The sequence below is a fragment of the Streptomyces abyssomicinicus genome (assembly GCF_008974245.1).
GTDB classification, from domain to species: domain Bacteria; phylum Actinomycetota; class Actinomycetes; order Streptomycetales; family Streptomycetaceae; genus Streptomyces; species Streptomyces abyssomicinicus.
The window spans coordinates 1707996-1730347 of the sequence record NZ_BBZI01000005.1 but is presented as its reverse complement, the minus strand read 5'-3'; the positions used below and the strand labels follow the sequence as shown (position 1 = coordinate 1730347).

The 22352-nt window shown below is 70.5% G+C and carries 23 protein-coding genes; 12 read left to right on the top strand and 11 right to left on the bottom strand.

Translation table 11 applies throughout. From position 1 onward, the window contains the following. Positions 1–220: 220 nt before the first annotated feature. The 3 genes from rsgA to GBN72_RS07310 all read left to right on the top strand — a co-directional run bounded on the left by rsgA (position 221) and on the right by GBN72_RS07310 (position 3689). Entirely contained in the window at positions 221–1318 is a 1098-nt protein-coding gene (gene rsgA / locus GBN72_RS34785) for a ribosome small subunit-dependent GTPase A (protein ID WP_246212296.1), read from the top strand. Next, positions 1315–2631, top strand: coding sequence for a bifunctional class I SAM-dependent methyltransferase/N-acetyltransferase (locus GBN72_RS07315; RefSeq protein WP_246212295.1), 1317 nt, complete (start codon positions 1315–1317; stop codon positions 2629–2631). Before rsgA ends, GBN72_RS07315 begins: the two co-directional genes overlap by 4 nt. A 569-nt stretch (positions 2632–3200) precedes the next feature. Next, positions 3201–3689 carry a phosphatase domain-containing putative toxin gene (locus tag GBN72_RS07310; protein WP_151770746.1) on the top strand — a complete coding sequence of 163 codons (489 nt, stop codon included), beginning with the start codon at positions 3201–3203 and terminating at the stop codon, positions 3687–3689. Positions 3690–4558: 869 nt separating this feature from the next. Here GBN72_RS07310 and GBN72_RS07305 read toward each other — a convergent pair. Continuing rightward, positions 4559–5212 (bottom strand): YwqG family protein, encoded by a 654-nt coding sequence (locus tag GBN72_RS07305; protein ID WP_151770745.1) that lies wholly within the window; start codon positions 5210–5212, stop codon positions 4559–4561. Positions 5213–5316: 104 nt separating this feature from the next. Continuing rightward, entirely contained in the window at positions 5317–6876 is a 1560-nt protein-coding gene (locus tag GBN72_RS07300; RefSeq protein ID WP_151770744.1) for a S1 RNA-binding domain-containing protein, read from the bottom strand. 168 nt (positions 6877–7044) lie between these two features. On the opposite strand from GBN72_RS07300, the gene GBN72_RS07295 reads away from it, so the two are divergent. The 4 genes from GBN72_RS07295 (at position 7045) to GBN72_RS07280 (ending at position 11157) form a co-directional block, all read left to right on the top strand. Further along, positions 7045–7578 (top strand): hypothetical protein, encoded by a 534-nt coding sequence (locus tag GBN72_RS07295; protein ID WP_151770743.1) that lies wholly within the window; start codon positions 7045–7047, stop codon positions 7576–7578. Between the two features lie 500 nt (positions 7579–8078). Continuing rightward, positions 8079–8666, top strand: coding sequence for an SMI1/KNR4 family protein (locus GBN72_RS07290; protein ID WP_151770742.1), 588 nt, complete (start codon positions 8079–8081; stop codon positions 8664–8666). Positions 8667–8937: 271 nt separating this feature from the next. Beyond that, complete coding sequence (locus GBN72_RS07285; protein WP_151770741.1) at positions 8938–10041, top strand: hypothetical protein; 1104 nt, start codon at positions 8938–8940, stop codon at positions 10039–10041. A gap of 273 nt (positions 10042–10314) precedes the next feature. Then, entirely contained in the window at positions 10315–11157 is an 843-nt protein-coding gene (locus GBN72_RS07280; RefSeq protein ID WP_151770740.1) for a helix-turn-helix domain-containing protein, read from the top strand. 12 nt (positions 11158–11169) lie between these two features. On the opposite strand, the gene GBN72_RS07275 is transcribed toward GBN72_RS07280, so the two are convergent. After that, complete coding sequence (locus GBN72_RS07275; RefSeq protein WP_151770739.1) at positions 11170–11586, bottom strand: hypothetical protein; 417 nt, start codon at positions 11584–11586, stop codon at positions 11170–11172. Between the two features lie 189 nt (positions 11587–11775). On the opposite strand from GBN72_RS07275, the gene GBN72_RS07270 reads away from it, so the two are divergent. Continuing rightward, positions 11776–12282 (top strand): hypothetical protein, encoded by a 507-nt coding sequence (locus GBN72_RS07270; protein ID WP_151770738.1) that lies wholly within the window; start codon positions 11776–11778, stop codon positions 12280–12282. Positions 12283–12309: 27 nt separating this feature from the next. Here the strand turns inward: GBN72_RS07270 and GBN72_RS34005 are convergent, their stop codons facing one another. Then, positions 12310–12456: a hypothetical protein gene (locus GBN72_RS34005; RefSeq protein WP_164540426.1), complete on the bottom strand. Its 147-nt coding sequence runs from the start codon at positions 12454–12456 to the stop codon at positions 12310–12312. Positions 12457–12506: 50 nt separating this feature from the next. Between GBN72_RS34005 and GBN72_RS07265 the strand changes: the two genes are divergently transcribed. Next, positions 12507–12899, top strand: coding sequence for a VOC family protein (locus GBN72_RS07265; RefSeq protein ID WP_151770737.1), 393 nt, complete (start codon positions 12507–12509; stop codon positions 12897–12899). 148 nt (positions 12900–13047) lie between these two features. Here GBN72_RS07265 and GBN72_RS07260 read toward each other — a convergent pair whose 3' ends face one another. After that, the gene (locus tag GBN72_RS07260; RefSeq protein WP_246212294.1) at positions 13048–13914 is read right to left on the bottom strand and encodes a GNAT family N-acetyltransferase; all 867 of its coding nucleotides are present in this window, start codon (positions 13912–13914) and stop codon (positions 13048–13050) included. 205 nt (positions 13915–14119) lie between these two features. Here GBN72_RS07260 and GBN72_RS35095 point away from each other — a divergent pair, with 205 nt between their 5' ends. Continuing rightward, positions 14120–14698 (top strand): hypothetical protein, encoded by a 579-nt coding sequence (locus tag GBN72_RS35095; RefSeq protein ID WP_246212293.1) that lies wholly within the window; start codon positions 14120–14122, stop codon positions 14696–14698. A gap of 96 nt (positions 14699–14794) precedes the next feature. Here GBN72_RS35095 and GBN72_RS07250 read toward each other — a convergent pair whose 3' ends face one another. Then, a complete protein-coding gene (locus GBN72_RS07250; RefSeq protein WP_151770735.1) occupies positions 14795–15148 on the bottom strand; it encodes a hypothetical protein in 354 nt (117 codons plus the stop codon). A 214-nt stretch (positions 15149–15362) separates the two neighbouring features. Between GBN72_RS07250 and GBN72_RS07245 the strand changes: the two genes are divergently transcribed. Then, complete coding sequence (locus GBN72_RS07245) at positions 15363–16514, top strand: SMI1/KNR4 family protein (protein ID WP_151770734.1); 1152 nt, start codon at positions 15363–15365, stop codon at positions 16512–16514. Positions 16515–16601: 87 nt separating this feature from the next. Here GBN72_RS07245 and GBN72_RS07240 read toward each other — a convergent pair whose 3' ends face one another. From GBN72_RS07240 to map, 4 genes are all read right to left on the bottom strand, one after another. Further along, on the bottom strand, positions 16602–17030 hold the full coding sequence (locus GBN72_RS07240; protein ID WP_151770733.1) for a VOC family protein: 429 nt from the start codon (positions 17028–17030) through the stop codon (positions 16602–16604). A 165-nt stretch (positions 17031–17195) separates the two neighbouring features. Further along, positions 17196–18575, bottom strand: coding sequence for an MFS transporter (locus GBN72_RS07235; RefSeq protein WP_151770732.1), 1380 nt, complete (start codon positions 18573–18575; stop codon positions 17196–17198). A gap of 436 nt (positions 18576–19011) precedes the next feature. Next, the gene (gene xynA / locus GBN72_RS07230) at positions 19012–19698 is read right to left on the bottom strand and encodes an endo-1,4-beta-xylanase XynA (protein WP_151770731.1); all 687 of its coding nucleotides are present in this window, start codon (positions 19696–19698) and stop codon (positions 19012–19014) included. Positions 19699–20048: 350 nt separating this feature from the next. Continuing rightward, positions 20049–20816, bottom strand: a complete 768-nt coding sequence (gene map, locus GBN72_RS07225; RefSeq protein WP_151770730.1) for a type I methionyl aminopeptidase — start codon at positions 20814–20816, stop codon at positions 20049–20051. A 60-nt stretch (positions 20817–20876) separates the two neighbouring features. Here map and GBN72_RS07220 point away from each other — a divergent pair, with 60 nt between their 5' ends. Beyond that, entirely contained in the window at positions 20877–21149 is a 273-nt protein-coding gene (locus tag GBN72_RS07220) for a helix-turn-helix domain-containing protein (RefSeq protein WP_151770729.1), read from the top strand. Between the two features lie 160 nt (positions 21150–21309). Here GBN72_RS07220 and GBN72_RS07215 read toward each other — a convergent pair whose 3' ends face one another. Further along, entirely contained in the window at positions 21310–22257 is a 948-nt protein-coding gene (locus GBN72_RS07215) for a helix-turn-helix domain-containing protein (RefSeq protein ID WP_151770728.1), read from the bottom strand. Positions 22258–22352: the final 95 nt, after the last annotated feature.

Below are 22352 nucleotides of genomic sequence, written 5' to 3'. Positions count from 1 at the left end.
TAGCCTCACCGGTGCAGAGACAACCAGGTCGCTGCGGGACCAGAATGGGGAGGTGAGTTGATGTCTGTCGCCAAGGCCACTGCCGTGTGCAGTGCCCGCCGGACCATCCTCACGTCCCGGGCCCCGGTCTGACCTGACATCGATGCCCCCGCAAGAGCTTTGACAGCTCGCGGAAGGCAATCCTCCGTGCCGATCGGGGTCCCTTTTCAAGGGTCCTACGTTGTCTCAATCCTCTTGGCATCATGCTCAGCCGTATTCCCTGGCGGACTACGGCTGGGACGAGGCGTGTGAGCACGCCTTCTCACCCCATCGCACCGCCGGACTGATCCCCGCCCGCGTCGTGCGGGCCGAACGCGGCTCGTGCGAAGCGGTCACCGACGCCGGAATCGTCCGTGCGGAGATTCCCGGCACCGCCGATCACGGAGATCCGTCGTCGGCGCCGTGCACGGGAGACTGGGCGGCGCTGCGCTCCGTCACCAGCGGCCGCGCGCCGGTGGTGCACGCGGTGCTGGAACGTCGCACCGCCCTGGTGCGCTCGTCTTCCTCGCGTACCTCGCACGGCCAGGTCCTGGCCGCCAACGTCGACACCGTCGTGGTGGCGGTGTCGCTCGCGGCACCGCTCAAACACGGTCGAACCGAGCGCATGCTCGCCCTGGCATGGGAGAGCGGCGCCCAGCCGGTCGTGGTGCTCACCAAGGCCGACGCATGCGCGGACCTGCCCTCCGCCGAGGAGCAGGTGTCCGCGGTGGCCGCCGGTGTGGACGTGCTGGTCACCAGCGCCGTGACCGGACAAGGCCTGGACACCCTGACCGCCGTCCTGAACGGCACCGTCGTGTTGCTCGGCCCTTCCGGAGCGGGCAAGTCCACCCTGGGCAACCGGCTGCTGGGCGAGGACCGGCTGGACACCGGCGCCGTCCGCGAGGTGGACGGCAAGGGCCGGCACACGACTTCCTGGCGGGAACTGCTCCCGCTACCCGGCGGCGGGGTCCTGCTGGACACCCCCGGCCTGCGCGCGATCGGTCTCCACGACGCCCGGAGCGGGCTGGAACAGACCTTCGCCGAGATCGAGCACCTCGCACAGGCCTGCCGGTTCACGGACTGCGCACACGTGAACGAGCCCAGCTGCGCGGTGCTGGCCGCCGTCGAGGCAGGCGAGATTCCCCAACGCCGTCTGGACAGTTACCACCGGCTGCAGCGGGAGAACGCCTACTCCGCTTCCCGCACCGACTCGCGGCTGCGCGCCGACCGCGAGGCCACCAGGAAGGAGATCACGCGCCACCTGCGCGCCACCTACCGGTTCCGGGAGCACCTGCAGTGAACAACGACGACACCCCCACCCCCGGCGGCGACCCGGTGACGCAGGCGTTCTTCACCCTGCACCGCGACCTGCCCCGGCAGGGCCCCGGCTCGGACGCCACCACACGGCACGCGCTGGAGACGGCCGGACCGCTGCCCGAGCACCCCCGGGTCCTGGACGCGGGCTGCGGCCCCGGCCGCTCCGCACTGCTGCTGGCCGACGAAGCCGGCGCGCACGTGACCGCGGTCGACCTGCACCAGCCGTACCTGGACAGCCTGGCCGCCGAAGCGGCCCGCCGGGGCCTGGACGACCGGATCACGGTGGTCAACTGCTCGATGGACCGGTTGCCCTTCCCCGATCACAGCTTCGACGTGATCTGGGCCGAGGGGTCCGTCCACACCATCGGCTTCGACGTCGCCCTGCGCGCCTGGCGTCGCCTGCTCGCCCCGGGCGGCGTTCTCGTCGTCACCGAAATGGAATGGACCGTGCCCAACCCAGCCGCCCCGGTGCGCGCCTACTGGGAAGCGGCCTACCCGCTGCGCACCCACACCGCGAACACCGACGCCGCACAGGCCGCGGGCTACCGTCTCCACGCGCACCGGCCGCTGCCGGAAAGCGACTGGTGGGACGAGTACTACACGCCGCTCACCCAGCGCATGGAGCGGGCGGACCCGCAGCACCCCGGCATGCCGCAGGCCCTGGCCGCACACCGGACAGAGATCGACATGCGGCGCGAATACGGCGGCGACTACAACTACGCCGTCTACATCCTCCGCCCCCACGACCACACCCCCGACACCACCGACGCCACCGAGGACGTAACCGTGACGACCTGGACCGCCCGTTCCGAGACCACCGAGGACATCCCCGCCATCCGTGACATCCTCCTCGCGGCCTTCCCCACCGCCCTGGAGGCCGACATCGTCGACGCCCTGCGCGCCGACCCGAAGGCGTGGATCGACGGACTGTCCATGGTCGCCGCGACCCCCGACGGCACCGCGACCGGGTACGCGCTGCTCACCCGCTGCCACGTCGAGGGCGTACCCGCTCTCGCCCTGGCACCCTGTGCGGTCCTGCCCTCGGCCCAGCGCACCGGTGCCGGCTCCGCCGCCATCCGCGCCGCACTCGACGCCGCCCGGGCCATGGGCGAAAACCTCGTCCTCGTCCTGGGACACGCCGACTACTACCCGCGGTTCGGCTTCACACCGGCCTCCCGCTTCGGCATCCGCGCACCCTTCGAGGTGCCGGACGAGGCCATGATGGCCATGGCCCTCGACACCACCCGCACGGTCCCCGCCGGAACCATCCAGTACCCCGCCGCGTTCGGCGTCTGACCCCTCCTGTGGTGCCCCGGGGCTCGCACGCCCGGGGCACCACCTCGCCACGGTCGGCGTTCGTGTGCGCCACGGCCGGCTCCGCCAGGCAGGCATTCGGGGGGCCAGTGGGTCGCGGCCCGCGCCGTTCGTCACGGCGGCCCGCACCGTCGGTGCTTTCCGGGGCGAGTGCGGCGGCGGCGCACAGCGCCGCCGGCACCGGCGAGCCACGGCAGTACTACCATCTCGCTCACGGGCTGTGCTCCTACTCGTTCTTCGAACAATGCCGGCACCGGATGGCGGGCGCCCCGCTGCGACTCGTACACCCCCAGGAGTCGACGAGAGGCCAACTCGTCGAAGCCAGGGTCGACCTGCGGCGCATGCTCGCGGGGATTTCCGCCCACCGACGAGGTACGCACGCGCCGCCGTCAACGACGGCCGCAGCGCACTCGACCGTCTCCTCGAGCACCTCGCCGAAGTGGCCACCCCGGCCGGCCCGACACCGAACGAACTGCGCGCCGAACCGGGCCGGCTTCTGCCGCCGGCCGTGCGATCACCACCTGTCCCCCTCGACCGAAAGCACTCCTGACATGCGACCGACTCTGTTCACCATCGACTTCCCCGGCCCTGGACGGGTGAGCACCATGGCCAGACCTCGCGGCGGCGACTGGCTCGAGGACGAGATGACCGCGCTGAAGCGCTCCGGCGTCGACATCCTGGTCTGCGCACTCACCCGGCATGAGCTCGACGACCTCGGCCTCGCGGAGGAGCCACAGGCGGCCGCCACGGCCGGGCTGCGGTTCGTCGCCATCCCCATTCCCGACCGCACCGTCCCCGATCTCGCCACGATCCTTCCCACACTGAACACGCTCACCGGACAACTCCGCGAAGGCGCGCACGTCGTCACCCACTGCCGAGCCGGCATCGGACGCGCGTCCCTCCTCGCCGCCGCACTCCTCATACTCAGCGGGACCGGCCCTGACCTCTGCTGGAACCTGATCGAACGCGCTCGTGGGCTCCCCGTCCCGGACACCGCCGAGCAGCGCGAATGGACGAAGCGACTCCTCGAAGAGGCATGATCGGCGGCAGGGTCCGTTCAAGGCCGTTGACGAGGGCGTGGAGGCTGGGCAGGGCGTCGGCGCAGACCGCCTGGGGCCCCGGCTGTTCGACACCGGACACCGAAGTAGCCGCCAGAACGAGGTCGGCTCCGGCCCGGACGATCTCGGCAGCCGGGGGAACCCGGACGCGGTTCAGGCCCTCTGCGGGGGGCCGAGCCGTTCGACGACCTCGCGCATTTCCTTCTCGTCGGCCTCGTAGACCGTCCGGCCCATGCGCGGGTCTCGAGCGTGGAGCGTGTGTGGGAGGATGCGGTCCATGACTTGCGTGCGAAGGGGCCGTGCCGCGTAGAACACCATCCTCACTCCGGCCGCGGGTACGTGGCGGGGGAAGACCCTGGGTGCGGTATCGCGATGTCCCCGGGCTGTCGGGGGCGGCGAATGCCGCCGTGCGTGTGCTCGAACGGGAGCGACTGGCTCCGGGCGTCGTGGCGGTGGCGTTGAGCGTGTGGTCCGTGCGCGTCCATGGCACCGAACGCCGTTGGAGGCGGTGGGAGGCTGAGTTCACCTGCCCTTGCTGCGGTGAGGGCTGGGCCCGGGACACACTGCAGGTCGCTTTGTGCATGCTTCCGCCAAGGGCCGCCGCCGAACTCCGGGTTCAGGTGGAGCGCCTGGACGTGGTGCTCCTCGGGCGAACGCATCACGAGCCGATGGCAGACCCGGAGCTGGCGTGGTGGCATCGCAGGGGCTGAGCGTGCGGTACGACAAGCGCGCGGACGCCCACCTGCGCACCGCCACCGTCGCAGCAACCTCATCTGCCTCCGGACATGACCGACCGGACGGAAGCCTCACGTTCTCCATTCGTACCGCGGCGCCCAGAGCGACTGGTGTGCTCAGTCGGTGAGAAAGGCGCCTTGGCGGCAAGCGCGGCAGACGAAGACGTAGCCCAGCTGGCCGCCGAGGTTCATCGCGGTCTGCGCGGAGATCCCTTCCTCCAGATGTGCCGCGAAGTCCATCGTGCCGGTGCAGGAGGGACATGCGGGCACTCGGTCGTCCTCCAGGTAGGAGGGGCTGCCTCCGAGCGATCCGAGCACTTCGCGTTGCTTGCCGAAGCGGTCGCCGGGTTCCAGCTTCCATCCCGAACGGGCAAGGTCGTACGGGTCGGGGACGACATCGTCGTCATCGTCGTGCTCTTCGAGGTCGGGAGTGACGACCTGCGTGCGGATGGCCGAGGTGACGGGCAGGAGTGTCAATCCGGTCTCGGGCACGGCCACCGGCTGCAGTTCCTCCCGTGGAAACAGGTAGACCCGGTTCGCACCGGAATACGCGTCCCAGTTCTCGCATGCGCCAGGGTCGTTCTGGCAGACGAACACCGACAGGACGCCGTCCTCGACGGGGAGATGGGCGAAGAACTGCAGGGGCTCCCCGCAGCAGGAGCCGCACAGCGGCCAGGTGAAGCCCGCAGGAGCCAGCGGCACGCCGCCGGTACGCGGGACGTCGGAGTCGGCCGAGGTGATGCCGTCGTAGATCATCAGAGTTGTCTGCATGGCCAGAGGTTACGGGCGGCAGCCGACAACACAGCAGCGGGGCGACAACGGAGGTCGTCAGGGGCGACGCCCTGTGATCCGGACCTCGGCTACAGCGCCAACGCTCATCCCGGTTGGGCGCGCTTGAGGGAAAGGCTGATGCGGCGACGCCGGCGGTCCACGTCAAGGACGACCACACGGACCTGGTCGCCGACCGCGAGCACCTCCTGCGGGGACTCGACGGCGTGACCGGCCAACTCGCTCAGGTGGACAAGGCCCACGACGTCTTCCTCCACCTGGACGAACGCGCCGATCGGCACCAGCTCGGTCACCGTCCCCGAGACCGTGTCCCCGACCCTGTGGGTATCGGCACGGTGCTGCCAGGGATCGGGCCGCAGCGCCTTCATGGACAGGCTCACCTGCTCCCGTGCGAAATCGACTCCGATGATCTCGGCACGGATTTCCCGGCCGATCGGGGCGATGTCGTCCACCGAGTCGAAGCGGGTCCAGGACATCTCGGGAACACGGAGGAAGCCGAGGAAGCGGCCCAGGCCGTCATCGAGGTGCACGTACACCCCGATGTCGTGGAGACCCGTCGCGACTACGCCGGTGACGGCCTCGCCCACTCGCAGCGAGCCGAGGAACGTCCGCCGCTCCTCGGCCCGGCTGCGATTGGTGCGCCAGCGGGCCCGAAGAACACCGTCCCCGTCGGGCAGCACGGCCGCGAGCAGGGGATGGCGATCAGCTCGTTCCAGCGGAATCAACGCAGCGCGGTGTCCCGGGCCGTCCGTGATCTGGGGGTTCGGCACATCGGCTCGTCCCATGTCCGGCTGGGCGACACACTCCTTGTGGAACCCCCCGCCCGGATACTGCCGTACGAGCAGTTGCAGGCGTTCCCCGCGCACGACGGCGGCGCGGATCGCCTCGACGTCGTCGGTGAGGTCCGGCCATACCGCCAGCCGCGCCCGCGGGGTCAGACGCTCACGCACAGCCTCGACCTCGTGAGCGGCGGTCAGGCGGTGCCAGCGGTAGGCGTTGCCGGTCGGACGCTCCTCCAGCAGGGCCCCGCCGCGGTCCGCGACCAGCGCACGGACCTCGGACCAGAACTCCTCGTCCGCGGCCCGCGAGGTGTCGGTCTTGTCGAGGGCCGGGTCGTAGGGCGAGCCCGCGACCCGGTGTGCGAACAGCCCGAGAAGGCGGGTGCGGGACACGGCGTTCTCCTGGTCCTGGCCGCCGCGGCCGCCGCCAACGCCGACGCCGACGCCGACGCCGACGCCGACGTAGATGTCGTCCCGGTCTCCGACATGGACGAAGAATCCGTTGTCCGCCCGCAGCCGGCACCAGACACCCTCGCGCAGCACCATCGCCCGCAGCAACCCGAGACCGGTGGCGAGCGGGACGCGCGCGCCGTCGTGGAACCCGACGCCGTCATGGGGGAAGAGACCGCTCAGCCCATGTCCTCCTCTTCCCGCGACGACGGAGAAGGAGAAGAACCCCTCGGTCATGGGGTTGTCGATCGTCACGTGCTGGACGGCGGCATCGAGCGCGAACCCGGCCACGGCCGCCACACACGCGGCGGCGACGCGTTCTCTCGAGTCATGGGCGACGAAGGTGCTGTCTCCCCGAGCCGCCGCGTCGAGGTCAGCAGGGTCGTACGGGGTGACGCGGTACACGGTGGGCGCCATGTCAGCGGCCCGGGATGCTCGTAGTCGTCCTGAGGGCCGGTCGCGCAGGGACAGAGGGAGTGATCACCCGGACACTCTACGGGCACCGGGGACGGCATGATCAGGTTCGTCCTCGGCAACGGCGACCCCGATCGGTGGACGCAGAGTCGGGGCGGCTTGACTACGGACATGGACTCCCCGATCTGGGCCGCGCTGCCGGCCGCTGAGCGCTCCGCCGTGGACAGCATGATTCAGCAGGACCAGCGGCTTGCGGCAGTCGCCCGTATCCGCGAGGCGTTCCCGGCCGAGTCCAGGCCAGGCCTGTACGACACACTCGACGTGGTCGCGGAGCGTTACCGGGAACTGGGCCGGCGGTTCGAGCGCTATCCGACCCCTCCGCTGGACCTGGTGACACTGGTGCAGACGGTCGAGGCTCTGCCCGGCCGGACGGTCGCCATCGAAGCGGTGTGGGACGGTGACACCGATGGTTGGTGCGTGGACCTGATGGCGCTCACGGACGATCCGCCCGCCGAGCACCGGCTCGCCATGATCCGGCACGGCAGTGACATGCGACTGTTCAACGGCACGGTCCCGCCGTGGCCGGAGGCGCAGGAAGCGGAGAAGGTCGGTCGCGCCCTGGCCGAGCAGTTCGCGGTGCCGTTCAACTTCGCCGGCCCCGGCCAACCCGACCTCGACGCTCCCCGCTGGCGGACCACCTCGTGACACGCGCCGCCGCCCGGCCGCGGCGGTGAAGGCAGCGAGGGGCCTTCCGGAGTGGACGAGGACCCCACGGACATGATCCCGATCCAGCACCACCGGGTTGTCCGACCCGTCCGATCCGGCCACCACGACGGGTCGGCGTCCTCGACCGGCACATGGGAGAAGGCCCAGGCTTCCAGTGGGCAAGGCAACTGCGGATCGTCGAAAGCCAGGAAAGGGGCCGCCTCTTCGGGAATCCCGACGTCTGCCAGTACGGCGACATGCCGCTTGGGCATGTCCAGCGCCTCCATCTGGCCAACGGTGCATTTCCTGAGCCTGAAGAAGCCACCCATCGGCCATACACGGCGAAAACGCTCCGGGTCGAACTGATCACTCGACTGCGTGGAGGGCTCTGTCCGCCGACCCGACCGGAAAGAGGACGGCTTCCGAGGAAGCGAGTCCTGCTCGCAGGTGAGCTCCGGTGCCGTGCGATAGGTTGCGGGCGACACGAGAGAAGAGCCCGCATGGACTCCCGCATCCCGCGGTTGCGGCGCAAGCTGGCACGCATCCCCTACGCGCCCGGCCGAAGCCACTCCTTCGGTGAGGAGCGGCACGAATTTCGTCTCGGTCCCCGCCTCACCGAAGGTCAGGCAGACGCCTTTCAGGCCGAGCACGACGTGGAACTCCCACAGCCCTATCGAGACTTCCTCACCGACATGGGCGGCAGTGGTGCGTCTCCGTGCTACGGACTGATTCCGTTGCAGGACTGCACGCTCTTCACGATGAACTCCGGAGACGCAAGCACGGGCTCGAGAGGATTCAGCCGGGCCTATCGCCCCACCCGCCGTGGTGACCTGTTTCTGCACATCATCGAACGCGGCTGCAGCGATCTCGTCCTCCTGGGCATGACCGGCCCTCTCACCGGGCGCATGCTCATCGGCAACGCAGACGGCTTCTGGGGCCCGAACGTCTCCTCGGCCCCGGACTTTCTCTCCTGGTACGAACGATGGCTCAACCACATGGCTGCCGGACAGGACAACCGGGCCCTGGGACTCACCTCACCCCAGCTCCGAGCTCATCCGATCAGGCAGCGGATCGCTCACTCATCATGACCACTCCACAGAACCTGAGCCAGAACCCGGGCTTGGACAGCGCCCTGCCTCGGTCACGGGCCGGGCGCGTTCGACCAGGAGGTCACCTCCGGTGGGACCCGGTCGAAATCGCGTGGCGGATCGGTGCCCGGGTCGGGCAGGGTGCCGGGTGATGAGCGATGAGTACGCGACGTCATACGCCCTCCCTGATTCCGTCGAGGGTCTACTGCAACGGGGGCGCGGCCTGGGCGCGGCTCGAGCGCTCCAGGACCCGCGGGGATCTGCCGCGTTCGTGTACGACGGAATCCGCCGTGACTGGCGGTGGGACCAGACCGACGAACGCTCTCTGTATCTGGCACGCCTGCTCCATGACCTGGATCTGTCCCCCACGCCGGTCGTTGACCGGCTGGCGGGGGACGAGGAGGCTTGCCTGCGGGCCTGCGAAGTACTGGAACTGCTGGCTCTCGCCGGATCGGACGAAGCCAGGGAAGGGCTTCGGGCGTATGTCCGCGAAGGCGAGCACTGGGGCCGTGTACTGGAGTCGATGTCCATTGGCTGGCCGGCGGACTGGTGGGAGGACCTCGGCGACGTCGCACGCGCACGGATCGGCGCGGAAGCGGAGCTTCCGTGGCTCTCCGAGCCGTGGACGCGCTTCGGTATGGAGGTCCAGAGCCGTCCGTCCGTACCGCGGCCGTCACTTGCCGGGCTCAGCACCGCGGAACTCCTCGCTCTGCTCGCCGACACCGGTACGGGAACGGTCACGAAGGTCGACGCGCTGTGTGCGTTGAAGGGGCGAGAACCTGCTGAAGGGCTGATCCCGCTGATCCCTTCGTTGGGCACGTCGGACGGCCGCCGGCCCTTGCCCATGCTCACCCCGGTTGTTGAGCGCCTGGGAGTCCTCGCCGTACCGGCGGCGCGTAGCTGGGCACAGGATGCCCGCGCCTGGCTGGCCCAGCTGGGTGCGGATGTCCTGGCCGATCATGCCGGCCCCGAGGCGTTGCCGGGACTGGTGAACGAACTCGCCGAACAGTGGACGGCGCGGGCCTGGTGCGGTCCCGACCGAACAGCTCGGCGTCTGGCCCGGTTCGGCCCTGACGCGGCCGGGGCGGTGCCCTACCTGCGGCGCTTCTGGCTGCACACGCCACACTCGTACGAGCGCACCGCGTACCTGGAGGCACTCGCCACCATCGACCCGGACGGCCTGGAGTTCGTGTACGCCGAATGCCTCTGGGACTGCGAGGAGAAGACGCGACTGCTGGGGATCACCTCGGCACCCAGGAGCCCGGAGACCCTGCAACGGATCGCCGTACTGCGCGACGATCCGATGGAGACGACGGAGGTGAGAGCCGCGGCCCGGGCACGGCTGGTGGCCTCTACCGGCCGGCATCAGTCCTGACCCTCTTCGCACCACCTCTCCATGCTCGCGATGCGTCTCTCACTGGTGGCCGGCCCCCTTCGCCTGCTCGATGGCGACTTCCCGCACCGCACGTTGATGCAGGGAATCGCCGAGCACAACGCGAAGGAGGCCCTGGCTCTGTTGATCTCACAGCACCGTATCGGCATCATCGGCGCCGCCTTCGCCGCCCTCGCTCGGCGGCCGAGTGCCGCGGCGATGCGGGCGGCGTCGCGCTCGTCCTTCCGTGACGGGGGACCGCGATACGGTCATCACATGACGACTGCCTCCCTCGACAAGGGTGTGGGAACGCTGTTGCGCGGTTGGCGCGAGCGGCGTCGGCTCAGCCAGCTGGAACTGGCGCTGCGCGCCGACTCCTCGGCCCGTCACATCAGCTTCATCGAGACGGGGCGCTCCCGCCCGAGCGAACCGATGATCCTCAGACTCGCCGAGCACCTCGAGATACCCGTACGGGATCGCAACGCGCTTCTCCTGGCGGCCGGTTACGCGCCGCACTACTCGGAGACGTCCCTGGAGGACCCGGCGATGGGCGCGCTGCGGGAAGGCATCGAGCGGCTGCTGCGCGGCTATGAGCCCTATCCGGCGATCGTCGTCGACGGCTGCTACAACGTGGTGGCCGCCAACCAGGGGATCCTGATGCTGCTGGAGGGTGTGCCGGAGGATCTGCTCACTCCCCCGCTGAACGCCATGCGGCTCACCCTGCATCCGCAGGGCATGGCGTCCAAGATCCGCAACCTGGCGGAGTGGCGCGGTCACCTGCTGTCCCAGATGGAGCGTCAGATCGGGCACCTGCGCTCGGATGCACTGCGCGCCCTGTACGAGGAGGTGGCCGCCTATCCGGTGGCCGCGCCGGTGACCGCGGATCAGGCCAGTCGGGCGGCCGGGAACGGCGTCGGGCAGCCGCAGGACGAAGGTTCGACGCATCCGTACTTCGCGCTGCCCCTCCAGGTCGAGCACGACGGGCGGGTGCTGTCCTTCGTCTCCTCCATCAGCACCTTCAACACCCCCATGGACGTGACCGTCTCCGAGCTGGCCATCGAGACGTTCCTCCCGGCCGACGCGGAGACGGTCGCCTACCTGGGCCGCCGCAGCCGCTGACGGCGTAGCCCCTCAGCCTTCGACAGCGCGCAGCGCCATGTGCTGGAGCACGGCGAATCCGAAGACGGTGAGGGCCTGCGCCGGGATCCACACAGTGCCGGCGGCGCTGGCGTCGAACCAGGCGAACAGTGCGACGAGGCTCGCCACCGCCCAGGCGAGGTTGGACTCGATCACCCACTTCACGGCGAGGACAGGAGGCAGTCTCCGCACCGCCAGGGAGCCCACGCCGGCGCCGAACAGCACCAGGAACGCCCCGAGCCCGAGCAGCAGCCCGGAGTCGACCCCGAGCAGCCGCCCGAGGGGGCCGGACGCGGCAAGGTAGGCCAGGCCGTTGGCGGTGGTGATGACGGCGTCGAGGGCGAGGAAGCGGCGGAGCAGGGTGACGGGCTGATTGCTGCGCCCGAGGGCGGTGATGAGGGTCGCGGTCATGGTTGATCGTCCTCCGGTGTGGTGGTGTGCGCGCTGAAGTGCGCTCGTCGAGGCGTGGGTCCTGGCCGTGTGAGCTGGTCAGGCCCTGCAGCGCAACCGTGCCAGGCCGTGCGGAGAGGGTCGATTACCCCTCAGGTAATCGATACTCCGCGCGTCAGCGGGCAGGGTGACCGGAAGAAGGTCGAGAGGTTGGAAGGCCTGATCACCCCGAACGCATGCGCGTTCATCAAGCGGCAGATCGCCTTCGGTGAGACGCCGACCGGGACATTGCCGGCCCCGGGCGAGTGCAACCACCCATGGGTGCGTGCCTGTCCGGACATGTTCGACGAGGAGGCGACCCTCCGGGAGGCCGGTGGTGCGCCGCGGAGGGGGCACACCACGATCGGCAACTCGATCGTCGGGTCGCTGCGGCTCGTCCCTGACCTGCGGTACACGAGGACCGAGGTGGTGGGCGCCGGTGCGGTGATGATGATCGGGCAGTGGAACGAGGCCACGATCAAGGGGCAGAAGGTGGCCTATCCACAGACTGCGAGGAACGTGCTGTCCGACGACGGCAAGACCATCCGGGCCCGGCGCTACTACGACCGGTACACCGTGTACAGGTCGGCCGCTCCAGGACTGCGCGACCTGTTCGAGGGGGTCGCCGACTCGGGTCCTGTGACCGGCGGGGCACCGAGATGCCGGCGCTGTTCCTGAGGCTTACGCAGCCCTGAGGGTATGGGCTCACCGGCGGAACGTGACGTGGACGTAGTCGGAGTGGGCGCCGGACGCGGTGTTGGGGTCGTCGAGGCCGGTCTCGTAGGCGCGGCCCCAGCCGCCGTCCTGGTCCATCCGGCTCGCGGCCCCGATCAGGCTCTGCCCTTGCCACAACCGCTCGGACCTCACTATCTTGACATCAAGATACCTAGTGGGGAGAAGATGTGGCCCAGGAAACGTTCGGATACGCCTTCGGTGCCCTGCACCACGTGCAGCTCGCGATCCCCCCAGGTGCGGAGGACCGCTGCCGCGAGTTCTGGGTGGGCGTCCTCGGCATGACGGAGCTCGAGAAGCCGCCTGTGCTGTCAGCTCGCGGAGGGTGCTGGTTCCGGGGCGGTGGCTTGGAGGTGCATCTGGGCGTCGAAGAGGACTTCCGCCCGAGCAGGAAGGCGCATCCAGGCATCCTTGTGACCTCGATCCACGCGCTCGCCAAGCGCCTGGAGGACAACGGAGTCGACGTCACCTGGGACGACAACTTCCCTGGCCACACCCGCTTCCACGCGTTCGACAAGCTGGGCAACCGGCTGGAATTCCTTGAGCCCGTCCGCGATTGCTGACGTCAGGATGAACCGATCGGGCGACCCGGGCCGGAAGAGGATGCGCGAAGTGAGCCGGAGGCGTTCGCGGGCCCGGTCGGCAACGGTCCGACGACCGCGCCGCCTTCCGGACCCGCCGAGCTCAGCGACGGGCGAGCAGGCTCCCGAGTCAGCTGATCTCGTATCCGGCCGAGCGCAGCGCGGCCAGCGCCTGGTCCTGGCGCTGTTCGGGGACAAGTACCAGGTCCGCGTGGTAGGTCGAGGCGCTGAACACCGGAATCGCGGCGCGGGCCAACGGCGTGAGGACGGCGGCCAGCAGACCCGGCTCGTCGAGTCCGTGGTTCGGATCGGCGTCATACAGCGCGATCCAGCGATCGGTCGAAGATGTCGAGCTGCCCGCGGCACGGATCACCGTCAGGCCCTCCGGCGCTCGCACCAGGGCAAGCCAGTCGTCGTCGCGCGGTTCGCGTAGCCCGGGGTGGTGTTCGACGGCCAGGACCTCGTCCAGCACCCGGAGCCGACGCGCGGAGCGGGTCGGGGACCGGCCCAGGTCGACGGTGAAGGCCACACGGTCGAGTCCGGGGCCGTCGTAGTCCGGCCGGGTGGGTGCGGCCATGAACCCGAGCCGGGTGTGGAATGCCTGCGAGGCGGTGTTCTCCGGGCTGGTGATGCAGTGCACGTACCGGCGGCCGTGCGCCCTCACGAGCGCGAAGAAGGCACGGTAGAGGGCGCGCCCGAGCCCTTGCCCGTGCAGGGCCGGGTCGACGCCGACGAAATGCACATAGGCGACGTCCGGCTCGGACTGTGACATGAAGCCGACGAGGAACGCGCTGAGCTCCCCGTCGGAGCGCTCGACGAGGAAGCTGGTGGTGGTGAAGTGCTGGAAGTACAGGCGGGGAAGCAGCAGCGCGCGCTCGATCGCCCCTGCCTCGCCCTTGAGGCCTCCCCACCACCTGTCCAGCACGGCCAGCACCCGCAGGTGATCGGCGGCATCAGGGTGTCGGGCCGTCAGTCCCGCAGGAAGGTCATTGATCACGCGCGCAGTGTAGAAGGCGTTGGGGGGACCGCGCCAAGGTCCACCGACCCGGCAGCCCTGGCCCGGCGAATGCCGGTCGGGTGCCACCGTGGTCCCGTCGATGCCTGCCGGGTGCAGGCCGTGTCTCGTAATTGATCTTACGAGTGGCGCCGCGACGGCCACCCCGGCCCGGTGGCGCTGCGCCGCGCATGCACCCCTGCACGACGTGCGAAAGGCAGGCGTCCTGCTGGAAGTTCTGGGCGAAGTCGGAGCCCGCGAAGCGCCGGCCGGTCTCGCCGAGCGTGTCGCCTCGACGACCCCTCTCGACGACCCCGAGGACGCCGGGTCCCTGATCCGCCACCTGAACGACGCCGGTGCGGCCGGCCAGGCCCACGCCCTCGCCCGCCGCGCTGCCGCACTGGCCCCGCTGGACCGTCCGGAGGCCGTGGGCGAACTGCTGGAGGGCATGCACAGGGTCGCCGCCCAGGACCAGGCCGTCGAACTGGCCCGCCGCGCCGCTCTGCGCGCCCCTCCGCACGACCAACGGGGAGTCGGCCACCTGCTGCACAGCCTGAAGGAGGCCGGGACGCCCGAGGCGGTCGCGATCCTCGCCGAGCGCACCGCCGGCTCTGCCGCCCCGGTGACCGACCCGGCACCCCTGGCCGTCCTGCTGCGCGGTGTGTACGCCGTCGAGGCCCACGACCAGGCCGAGGCGCTCGCCGGACGCGGCGCCGGCGACGCCCCGCTGGAAGACCTGGACGCTGTGCTCCGCCCGTCGGCCGTACGCCCCGGTGGTGACGGGTAGCAAGGTGTCGGCCACCTGCTGGACCGGGCAACGACAGGAGGTGTCTTCCACCGGTCCTGCGGGCCCCCAGCCTCCCTCCCCGCCTCCCTCCCCGCCTCAGCGGAACTCGTGGACCACTTGGATCTCGCCGACGATGTGGGCGTTGAAGTCGTCCAGCTCCTCGGCCGGAACCCAGAGTTCGAGGATCGTCCGCCCGCCGGCCTGCTGGACCGGATAGCGGCTCAAGAACTCCGACTCGACCTCGAATCGAGTGACGAAGCCGGCGCCGTCGTGCTTCACGTTCCAGTCCCGGGCGATCCTGATCGCGTAGTCCTCGTTCAGGACCGGGTAGAAGATCGGCTGCTCGGGCAGCCGGGGCGGCCACGCACGCCAGTTCAGCTCCCGCACCAGGTCCAGCTCCTTGGGGCCGGTGGGGCGCCACAGGGTCGTCGTTGCCTGCCTGCTGGTCATGTGCATCGCTCTCTGTACGAAGGCCGCCGGTAAGGCCGGGGCGAGGAGGCGGACGATACCGGCACCGCTGACTCACAGGCGACGCAGTTCCCGCCGCCCGGGCGGCTCCGTGACCGCGGTGGGCGCTCCGCGGTGGCGAGTGCGCACTTGATCCGACGGGCAGGGCTGGTGGGCGGTGACCCAGCTGTCAGTGTCTGTCCTTAGGGTCGACCCCATGACGGAGGACCTGGTCCAGGATGCGTGGAACCGTATAGACGGGTGGCTGCGCGAGCACGCCCCCCGCACCTTCGCGACGCTCGGGCAGCCCGCGGGGCATGAGGAGATCGCAGCGGCGCAGGAGGAACTGGGTGTCACCTTCCCTCCCGACCTGATCGCCTCGCTGCTCCGGCACGACGGGGCGGTGGAGGGGGCGGAGGCCTTCCTGTTCAGCACGCACGACCGGCTGCTCGGAGTGCCCGGGATCCTCGAGGACACCAGGTTCATGCGCTGCGTCGCCGACGACCTTGACGAGGAGGAGAGCGAGTCCTACTGGCACCACGGCTACGTGAAGTTCGGCTCCTACGGGGCGACGTCCGACGGTCTCATGATCGACTGCCGTCCTGGGCGGGACTCGTTCGGTGCAGTCGGACGGTTCTTCGACGAGACCGGCACCAGCTTCGGGCACGCCGACTCTCTGGGTGAGTATCTGGCGGGGCTGGCCGACCAGCTTGAGCGCGGCCCGGACGGGGGCGCCGTCACGTTCAACGGCCGGCTCTTCTGGGAGTGGGCGAGCCCTGCCCGCCCGGAGTGGGGCGATGCCGGCGACCCCCTTCCCGCACCCGACGAGCAGCTGCCGGAGCTGGACCTTTCCTGCAGCCCCACCGACCTCCTCCACGCGAGCCACCTGGACGGGCTGGAGGAACTCGGTGCGCTGCTCGCGGTCCTGCCGCGTGAGCAGGTGGCAGAGGCCGCGCGGAGGCAGCTGCGCAGACTGGCCGTCGAGACGGGGCTGGCCAAGTACCCGGAGGTCGAGTCGGCCCTGGACGCGTGGGAGCGCGGCGAAGCTCCGCCGCGGCCGGACCGGACCGGCCCGCTGGCCCTGCGACTGCGCAAGGTACTGGTGGAGGCGGACGCCCACCGGGACCACCATCGCAAGTGGGCCGCGGAGAAGATGGTCCAGGGGATCTGGGGCTCGCCCCACAGGTCCGTGTACGAGGTCGCGGGGATCCGTAGCCGCCTCACCGTCGACTGGCGTGCAGATCTGCACGCGGACCTGGGTGACCCGCCACTGCCGTCGATACCCGACGAGCGGTTCTGGGGTACCCTCCGCAACCCCGCCATCGACTCCAGCTGGTATGCGGCTCAGTACACCCAGGATCACCGCTGATCCCCGGGGGCGGGCTCCCGTTCCGCGTGAGCGTTTCCTGTGGAGCAGCCAGGGTCCTCGCGTCCGGCGGGAGGGCCGACGCGGCCCTCAGTCGATGCAGAACTCGTTGCCCTCGATGTCCAGCATCGGGATGCACGCGTCATGGCCGTCGTACAGCGTGCGCACGTGCACCGCGCCGAGCGGGACCAGCCGTGCGCGTTCGGCCTCGAGTGCGGCGAGGCGTTCGGCGCCCACGAGTCCGGTGCCGACCCGCACGTCGAGGTGCACCCGGTTCTTGACGGCCTTCCCCTCCGGGACACGCTGGAAGTACAACCGCGGGCCCACGCCCGAGGGGTCGACGCAGGCGAACCAGGAGTCCTGCTGCTCGGGTGGCTGCGAGGCCTTGAAGTCGTCCCGGTCGGCGAACCCCTCCGGCGGCGGCGGTACGACGTACCCCAGCACCTCGCACCAGAAACGAGCCAGGCGTTCGGGTTCCGCGCAGTCGAAAGTGACCTGGAATTTCTTGATCGAAGGCATCGGCCCACCCTATTGCCGTCTGCCCTACGCCGAAATCCCGGGTCCCACGGAGTGCGGGCCGGGCCGTCACGTGTTCTTCCCCTGGGCAGCGTAAGTCGGTGGCTCGCCCAGGGGTTGCGGTTGCGGCCGGTCGGCCGGACGAGGGTCGCACGCGAGCGGTGGGCATCACCTGCGGGCCCGCTGCGAAGAACCCGTTCGCCTCTTGGCGTGCTCCCGCTTGCCCTGCCTTCGCCGTGGGGGTGGTACGCCCGCGCGGGTGCGCTCCTTGCGCGGTGCCGGGTTGTCGTTCTCGCCAGGGAGTCTGCCGAGGTGGCGGATCCAGATGACGCCCGCCGCGGAGATGAGACCGAGGACCGCGCAGCACGACCAGGGGAGCCACAGCCGGCCGGTGCGTTCGCCGACGTCCATGGCCCAGCCCACCGCGCTGGTGCAGGCGGACGCGGCGATGCCGGAGATGACGTAGAAGAAGCCGAAGTATGTTCCGACCAGGCCACCGACCGAATGGCGGGTGACCAGCTCGAGGTACGACGGTTGGGCGGCCATCTGACCGAGGGCCAGCAGGAAGGCGCCGACCGCCAGTGGGACCAGAAGCAGCACGGTGTCCGTCCGGCCGCCCGTTGCCGGATGGCCGGAGGACACCGTCAGGAGCGGGGGTACGAAGGCGAGGCCCATCAGGGCCAGGCCCGGGGCGATCCAGGCGGCGGGCCCGCCTCTGGCCCGGACCAGGCGGGTCACCCGCAGTTGCAGGGCCAGGCTCGCCACCGCGCCGACCATGGGCATGACGGCCGCGGCCGCGAGCTGACCGGACACCTGTTGGGAGGCGCTGACGAAGAGCAGGTAGATCTGGTTCTCCAGGGCCGTGAGGGCGGTCATGGTGAGGGAGAAGGCCAGGAAGTTCCTGTCCCGCAGGATGAAGAGCCAGCCGTGCACGGCGGATCGGCTGTGGCAGCGGCGGTTGGCCCAGTCCAGGGTGGCCAGGGCGGGGAGGGCGAAGAGCTGGATCATCGTCATCACCATCAGCACCGCGGCCGCCGTGACCGCGGTCGCCCGGAAGTCGATCATGCAGAGCACGCTGCCCACGGCCAGGCCCATGAGGCCGCCGGTCGCGGTGAAGACGTTGAGCATCGCGAACACCTCGGCGCGGCGGTCCGGCGGCGCAGCCTGGGCGGCGCAGGCCCGCATCGCCGGGTAGAGCAGCGCCCCGGCGACGCCGGTGAGGACGGATGCGACGAGTACGGCGCGGACGCCGTCCACGAGGGCGAACAAGGCGAACCCCGACAGGCGCATCAGGCATCCGATCGGGATGACGCGGTGCCCGCCGAACCGGTCGGACGCCGTGCCTCCGACGACGACCAGGCCCTGGTGGCTCAGCTGGATGGTGGCCAGGACCACACCGACGGTGGCCGAGGACATGTCGAGGTCGCCGGTCAGGTGGCCGGCGAGGAAGGGGAACAGCAGAAACGTGCCGATGTCGATTCCGAGTTGGTTCACCAGCAGGAACCGGACGGCCGGCGGGAAACTGCGGACCGTGCGGAAAGTGTCCATGGAGCTTCCTTGCGCACGGCCCGTCGGACTGGCCCGGTGCGCAGGGAGGTCCGTGCATATGCCATTCACGCTAGGAAACGACGCGCGTCGCTTCGACCGTAATGCCAGAACAAGAACACCTTCGGGCGACGGGGTTGATATGGCCTCACCATCAGGTGGTGTGACGCCCGTGCGCGGGCTCACCGCAATCGCCCCGAGTGGTGCGATTTCGCGCCCCTGCCCGGGTGATGGGCGGAACGGGACACCCCGGGCAGGGCTTTCCGGCTGGTGGGGCCGCGGGGCCGAGGAACCAAGGGGGCGCACTCGCGGCCTTGGCGTCAGGGTGCGCCGGGGCCTGCCGCGTGCTCGAGGTGTCTGCGCATGCGAATGCTCGAGTGTGCGCCTCCCGCGGTTGCCCCGAGGCGCGGCGCGGCCTGCCGGCGGCGTCCGGCGTGGTTCAGCCGACGCTGATGCTGGAGCTGCCGGAACTCTGGTAGCCCTCGGTCGCCATGATCATGTAATGGTCGAAGCTGCCCAGACGCATACCGAGACGGGACCAGGCGTCGAAGTGGTTGCCGGTCGTGATGGTGCCGCCGGTCCGCTTCTGCTGACGGACGCTCCAGTACTGGCTGAACGTCCTGGTGCCCTCCACCGAGGGGGCGTTGTACCGGGTGGTCTGGTAGACGTCGTAGGTACCGCCGTCACTGGTGACCGTGCCCCTGTGGGTGCCGGTGGGCCGGTAGGTTCCCCAGTTGTCGACGACGTAGTACTCGACCAGCGGGTCCGCCGTCCAGCCGTAGAGGCACAGGTAGGCGTTGCCGGACGGCGCGAAGCTGCCCGAGTAGCCGACCGTCCTGCGGCTGCCGTTGCTCCAGCCCTTGCCGGCGACGAAGTTGCCGGTGTTCCGCCACGACGTGCTGTAGGCGCCGCCCCTCTGGAGGGTCATGGAGACGGTGTTGGGGGCGTCGGTCCAGAACGAGTAGGAGTACCCGTTGTCGGTGCCGGTCCGATTGGCCGTGACGGTCGTGTCGGCGTGGGCCGTGCCGGGCAGCAGCAGCCCGGACGTGGCGGCGACCAGGGCACCGGTTCCCCCGACGAAACCCCTGCGGCTCAGGCCGCGGGCGGAGGTGCTGTCGCCGTACATGTTTCCTCCTGCTGAAGCCTTGCGGGGGAACCGGACGGCCGCGTGCCGGCTGGCGGCCTGTCGGAGAACGTGACGTGAGTGTGGTGACAGGCGTGTGGCATGTCAATAGTTTCGACCACCGTTACGAAACATGTGTCTGCCGTGGCGGATTGACTGGGTTTCATCTCCGCAGGTCACACCTTTGTCAACGCGTGCAGCGCTGGATGTGGCCACGGCTCGCCCAGTTTCCGGAGGGAAACCGATTCGAAGGTGTCCGACAGTTTCGGACTGGTCGGCGAAACCGGTCGGGGCCGCTGGGGCGCGAAGTGCTGCCGGTGCGCTGGAGCGCCGGAGCACTGGAGCGCCGGAAGTCAGGGCAGCGTAAGGATGCGCGGACCCTGGTCCGTGATGGCGACCGTGTGCTCGATGTGCGCCGCCCGGCTCCCGTCGGTCGTGCGCAGGGTCCAGCCGTCGGCGTCAGTGCGGTAGTGGTCGCTCCCGCCGGCCATCAGCATGGGCTCGATGGCGAGGACCAGGCCGTGGCGGAGCCGGTAACCGCGGCCGGGGCGGCCCCGGTTGGGGACGTGAGGGTCTTCGTGCATGCTGCGGCCGATGCCGTGGCCGCCGAAGTCGGCGGGCATGCCGCACCGGGCCCGGCCGGCGACGGCCCCGATGGCGTGGGAGATGTCGCCCATGCGGGCTCCGGCCCGGGCCGCGGCGATACCGGCGTCGAGGGCCCGCCGGGTGGCGTCGATCAGGTCCAGGTCGGCTGGGCGCGGTGTTCCGACGGTGAAGGTGATGGCCGCGTCACCGGTCCATCCTTCGAGCCGGGCGCCGCAGTCGACGCTGACCAGGTCCCCGTCCCGGAGGCGGTAGGCGGTCGGGATGCCGTGGACCACGGCGTCGTTGACCGAGGTGCAGATCACCGCCGGGAAGGGCGTCGGCGCGAAGGAGGGCCGGTAGCCGAGGAACGGCGAGGTGGCCCCCGCGTCGTCCAGGACGGACCGGGCCGCTTCGTCGAGTTCCTTCAAGGACACGCCGACACCGGCCGCGTCGCGGGCCGCGGCCAGCGCCCGCGCCACCACGCGCCCCGCCTCCCGCATCGCCTGAAGCGCGGCATCGCTCTTGATCTCCACCATGTGCTGTGACTCCCCACCACGACGTGACCCAATACTTATACCGGTATTAGTATCACGGTCATGGTGCGAACTCCTCTGACGGCGTGGGAACGGGAACGCGGCGAACGGTTCGGCGCGCTGCTGCGTCGGGCGCGTGGCGGGCGGAGCATGGCGGACGTGGCCGCGGCGGCGGGCGTCTCGGCGGAGACGCTCCGCAAGATCGAGACGGGCAGGGCCCCGACCCCGGCCTTCTTCACCGTGGCGGCGCTGGCGGCAGCGCTGGACGTGTCCCTGGACGAGCTGGCGGCGGCGTGCGCCGAGGACACCGCGTGGCAGGAGCGGGCGTCCGCCTGAGGCGCCCGCGAGGGGGCTCGGCCTCGGTTCTCCGGGACGGGACGGGCTGCGGTGCGGAGCGGGAGCGGCGGGCCCCGTCAGGGCTCGGTCACCCGCGTGAGGGGCGGGTCGGCCGCGTGAGGGGCGGGTCGGCCTCCTCGATGCGCGGGTCGGGCCGGGGTCAGTGGCCTGCCGCGCGGAAGGTGCGCCGGTAGGTGTCCGGGGGCACGCCCACCGTGCGGTGGAAGTGCCGGCGCAGGGTGGTGGCCGTACCCATGCCGGTGGCCGCCGCGATCGAGTCGACGCTGTCGGCGGTGGTCTCCAGGAGTTCCTGGGCGTGGCGGACGCGCTGGGTGAGCAGCCACCTCAGCGGGGTGGTGCCGCTGACCGCCCGGAAGTGACGGGTGAGGTGGCGCGAGCTCATCCCGGCGCGCCGGGCCAGGTCCTCCACGGTCAGCGGCTGGTCCAGCCGTTCGAGCGCCCACGGCAGGAGGTCGGCGAGGGGGTGGTTCTCGGGGGCGGGCACCGGCGTGGTGACGAACTGGGCCTGGCCCCCGTCGCGGTGGGGTGGCACGACCAGCCGGCGGGCGACCGCGTTGGCGACCCCGGAGCCCCGGTCCTGGCGCACCAGGTGCAGGCACAGGTCCATCGCGGCGGCCTTCCCGGCGGAGGTCAGCACGCTGCCGTGGTCCACGTACAGCACGTCCGGGTCGACCTCGACCAGCGGGTGGCGGGACTTCAGCTCCTCGGTGTGGGCCCAGTGCGTGGTGGCGCGCCGGCCGTCCAGCAGCCCGGCCGCCGCCAGCACGAACGCGCCGGTGCAGAGGGACACCACGCGGGCGCCCGCCTCGTGGGCCGCGCGCACCGCGTCCACCAGGTCGTGCGGCGGAGGCCGGTCGATGTCGGCCCAGCCCGGCACGATCACGGTGCCGGCGTCCGGCAGCCGGTCGAGGCCGTGATCCGGTGCGAGCAGGAAGCGGCCGCTGCCGACCGGCCGCGGGCCGCAGACGGTGACCTCGTACCAGGGGCCGTCGACGGCGGCCGGCGCGCTGCCGAACACCTCGAGGGCCAGAGCGAGTTCGAAGTTGAGCATGCCGTCGGTGACGGCCACCGCCACGGTCCGGTCCATGTCCGGAAGTGTACGGGTCGTGTCGTTCGGGACACTCACGTTCCGATGATCCGCTGCCGCAGGATGACTGCCGCAGGCACACGAAGCTACGGAGG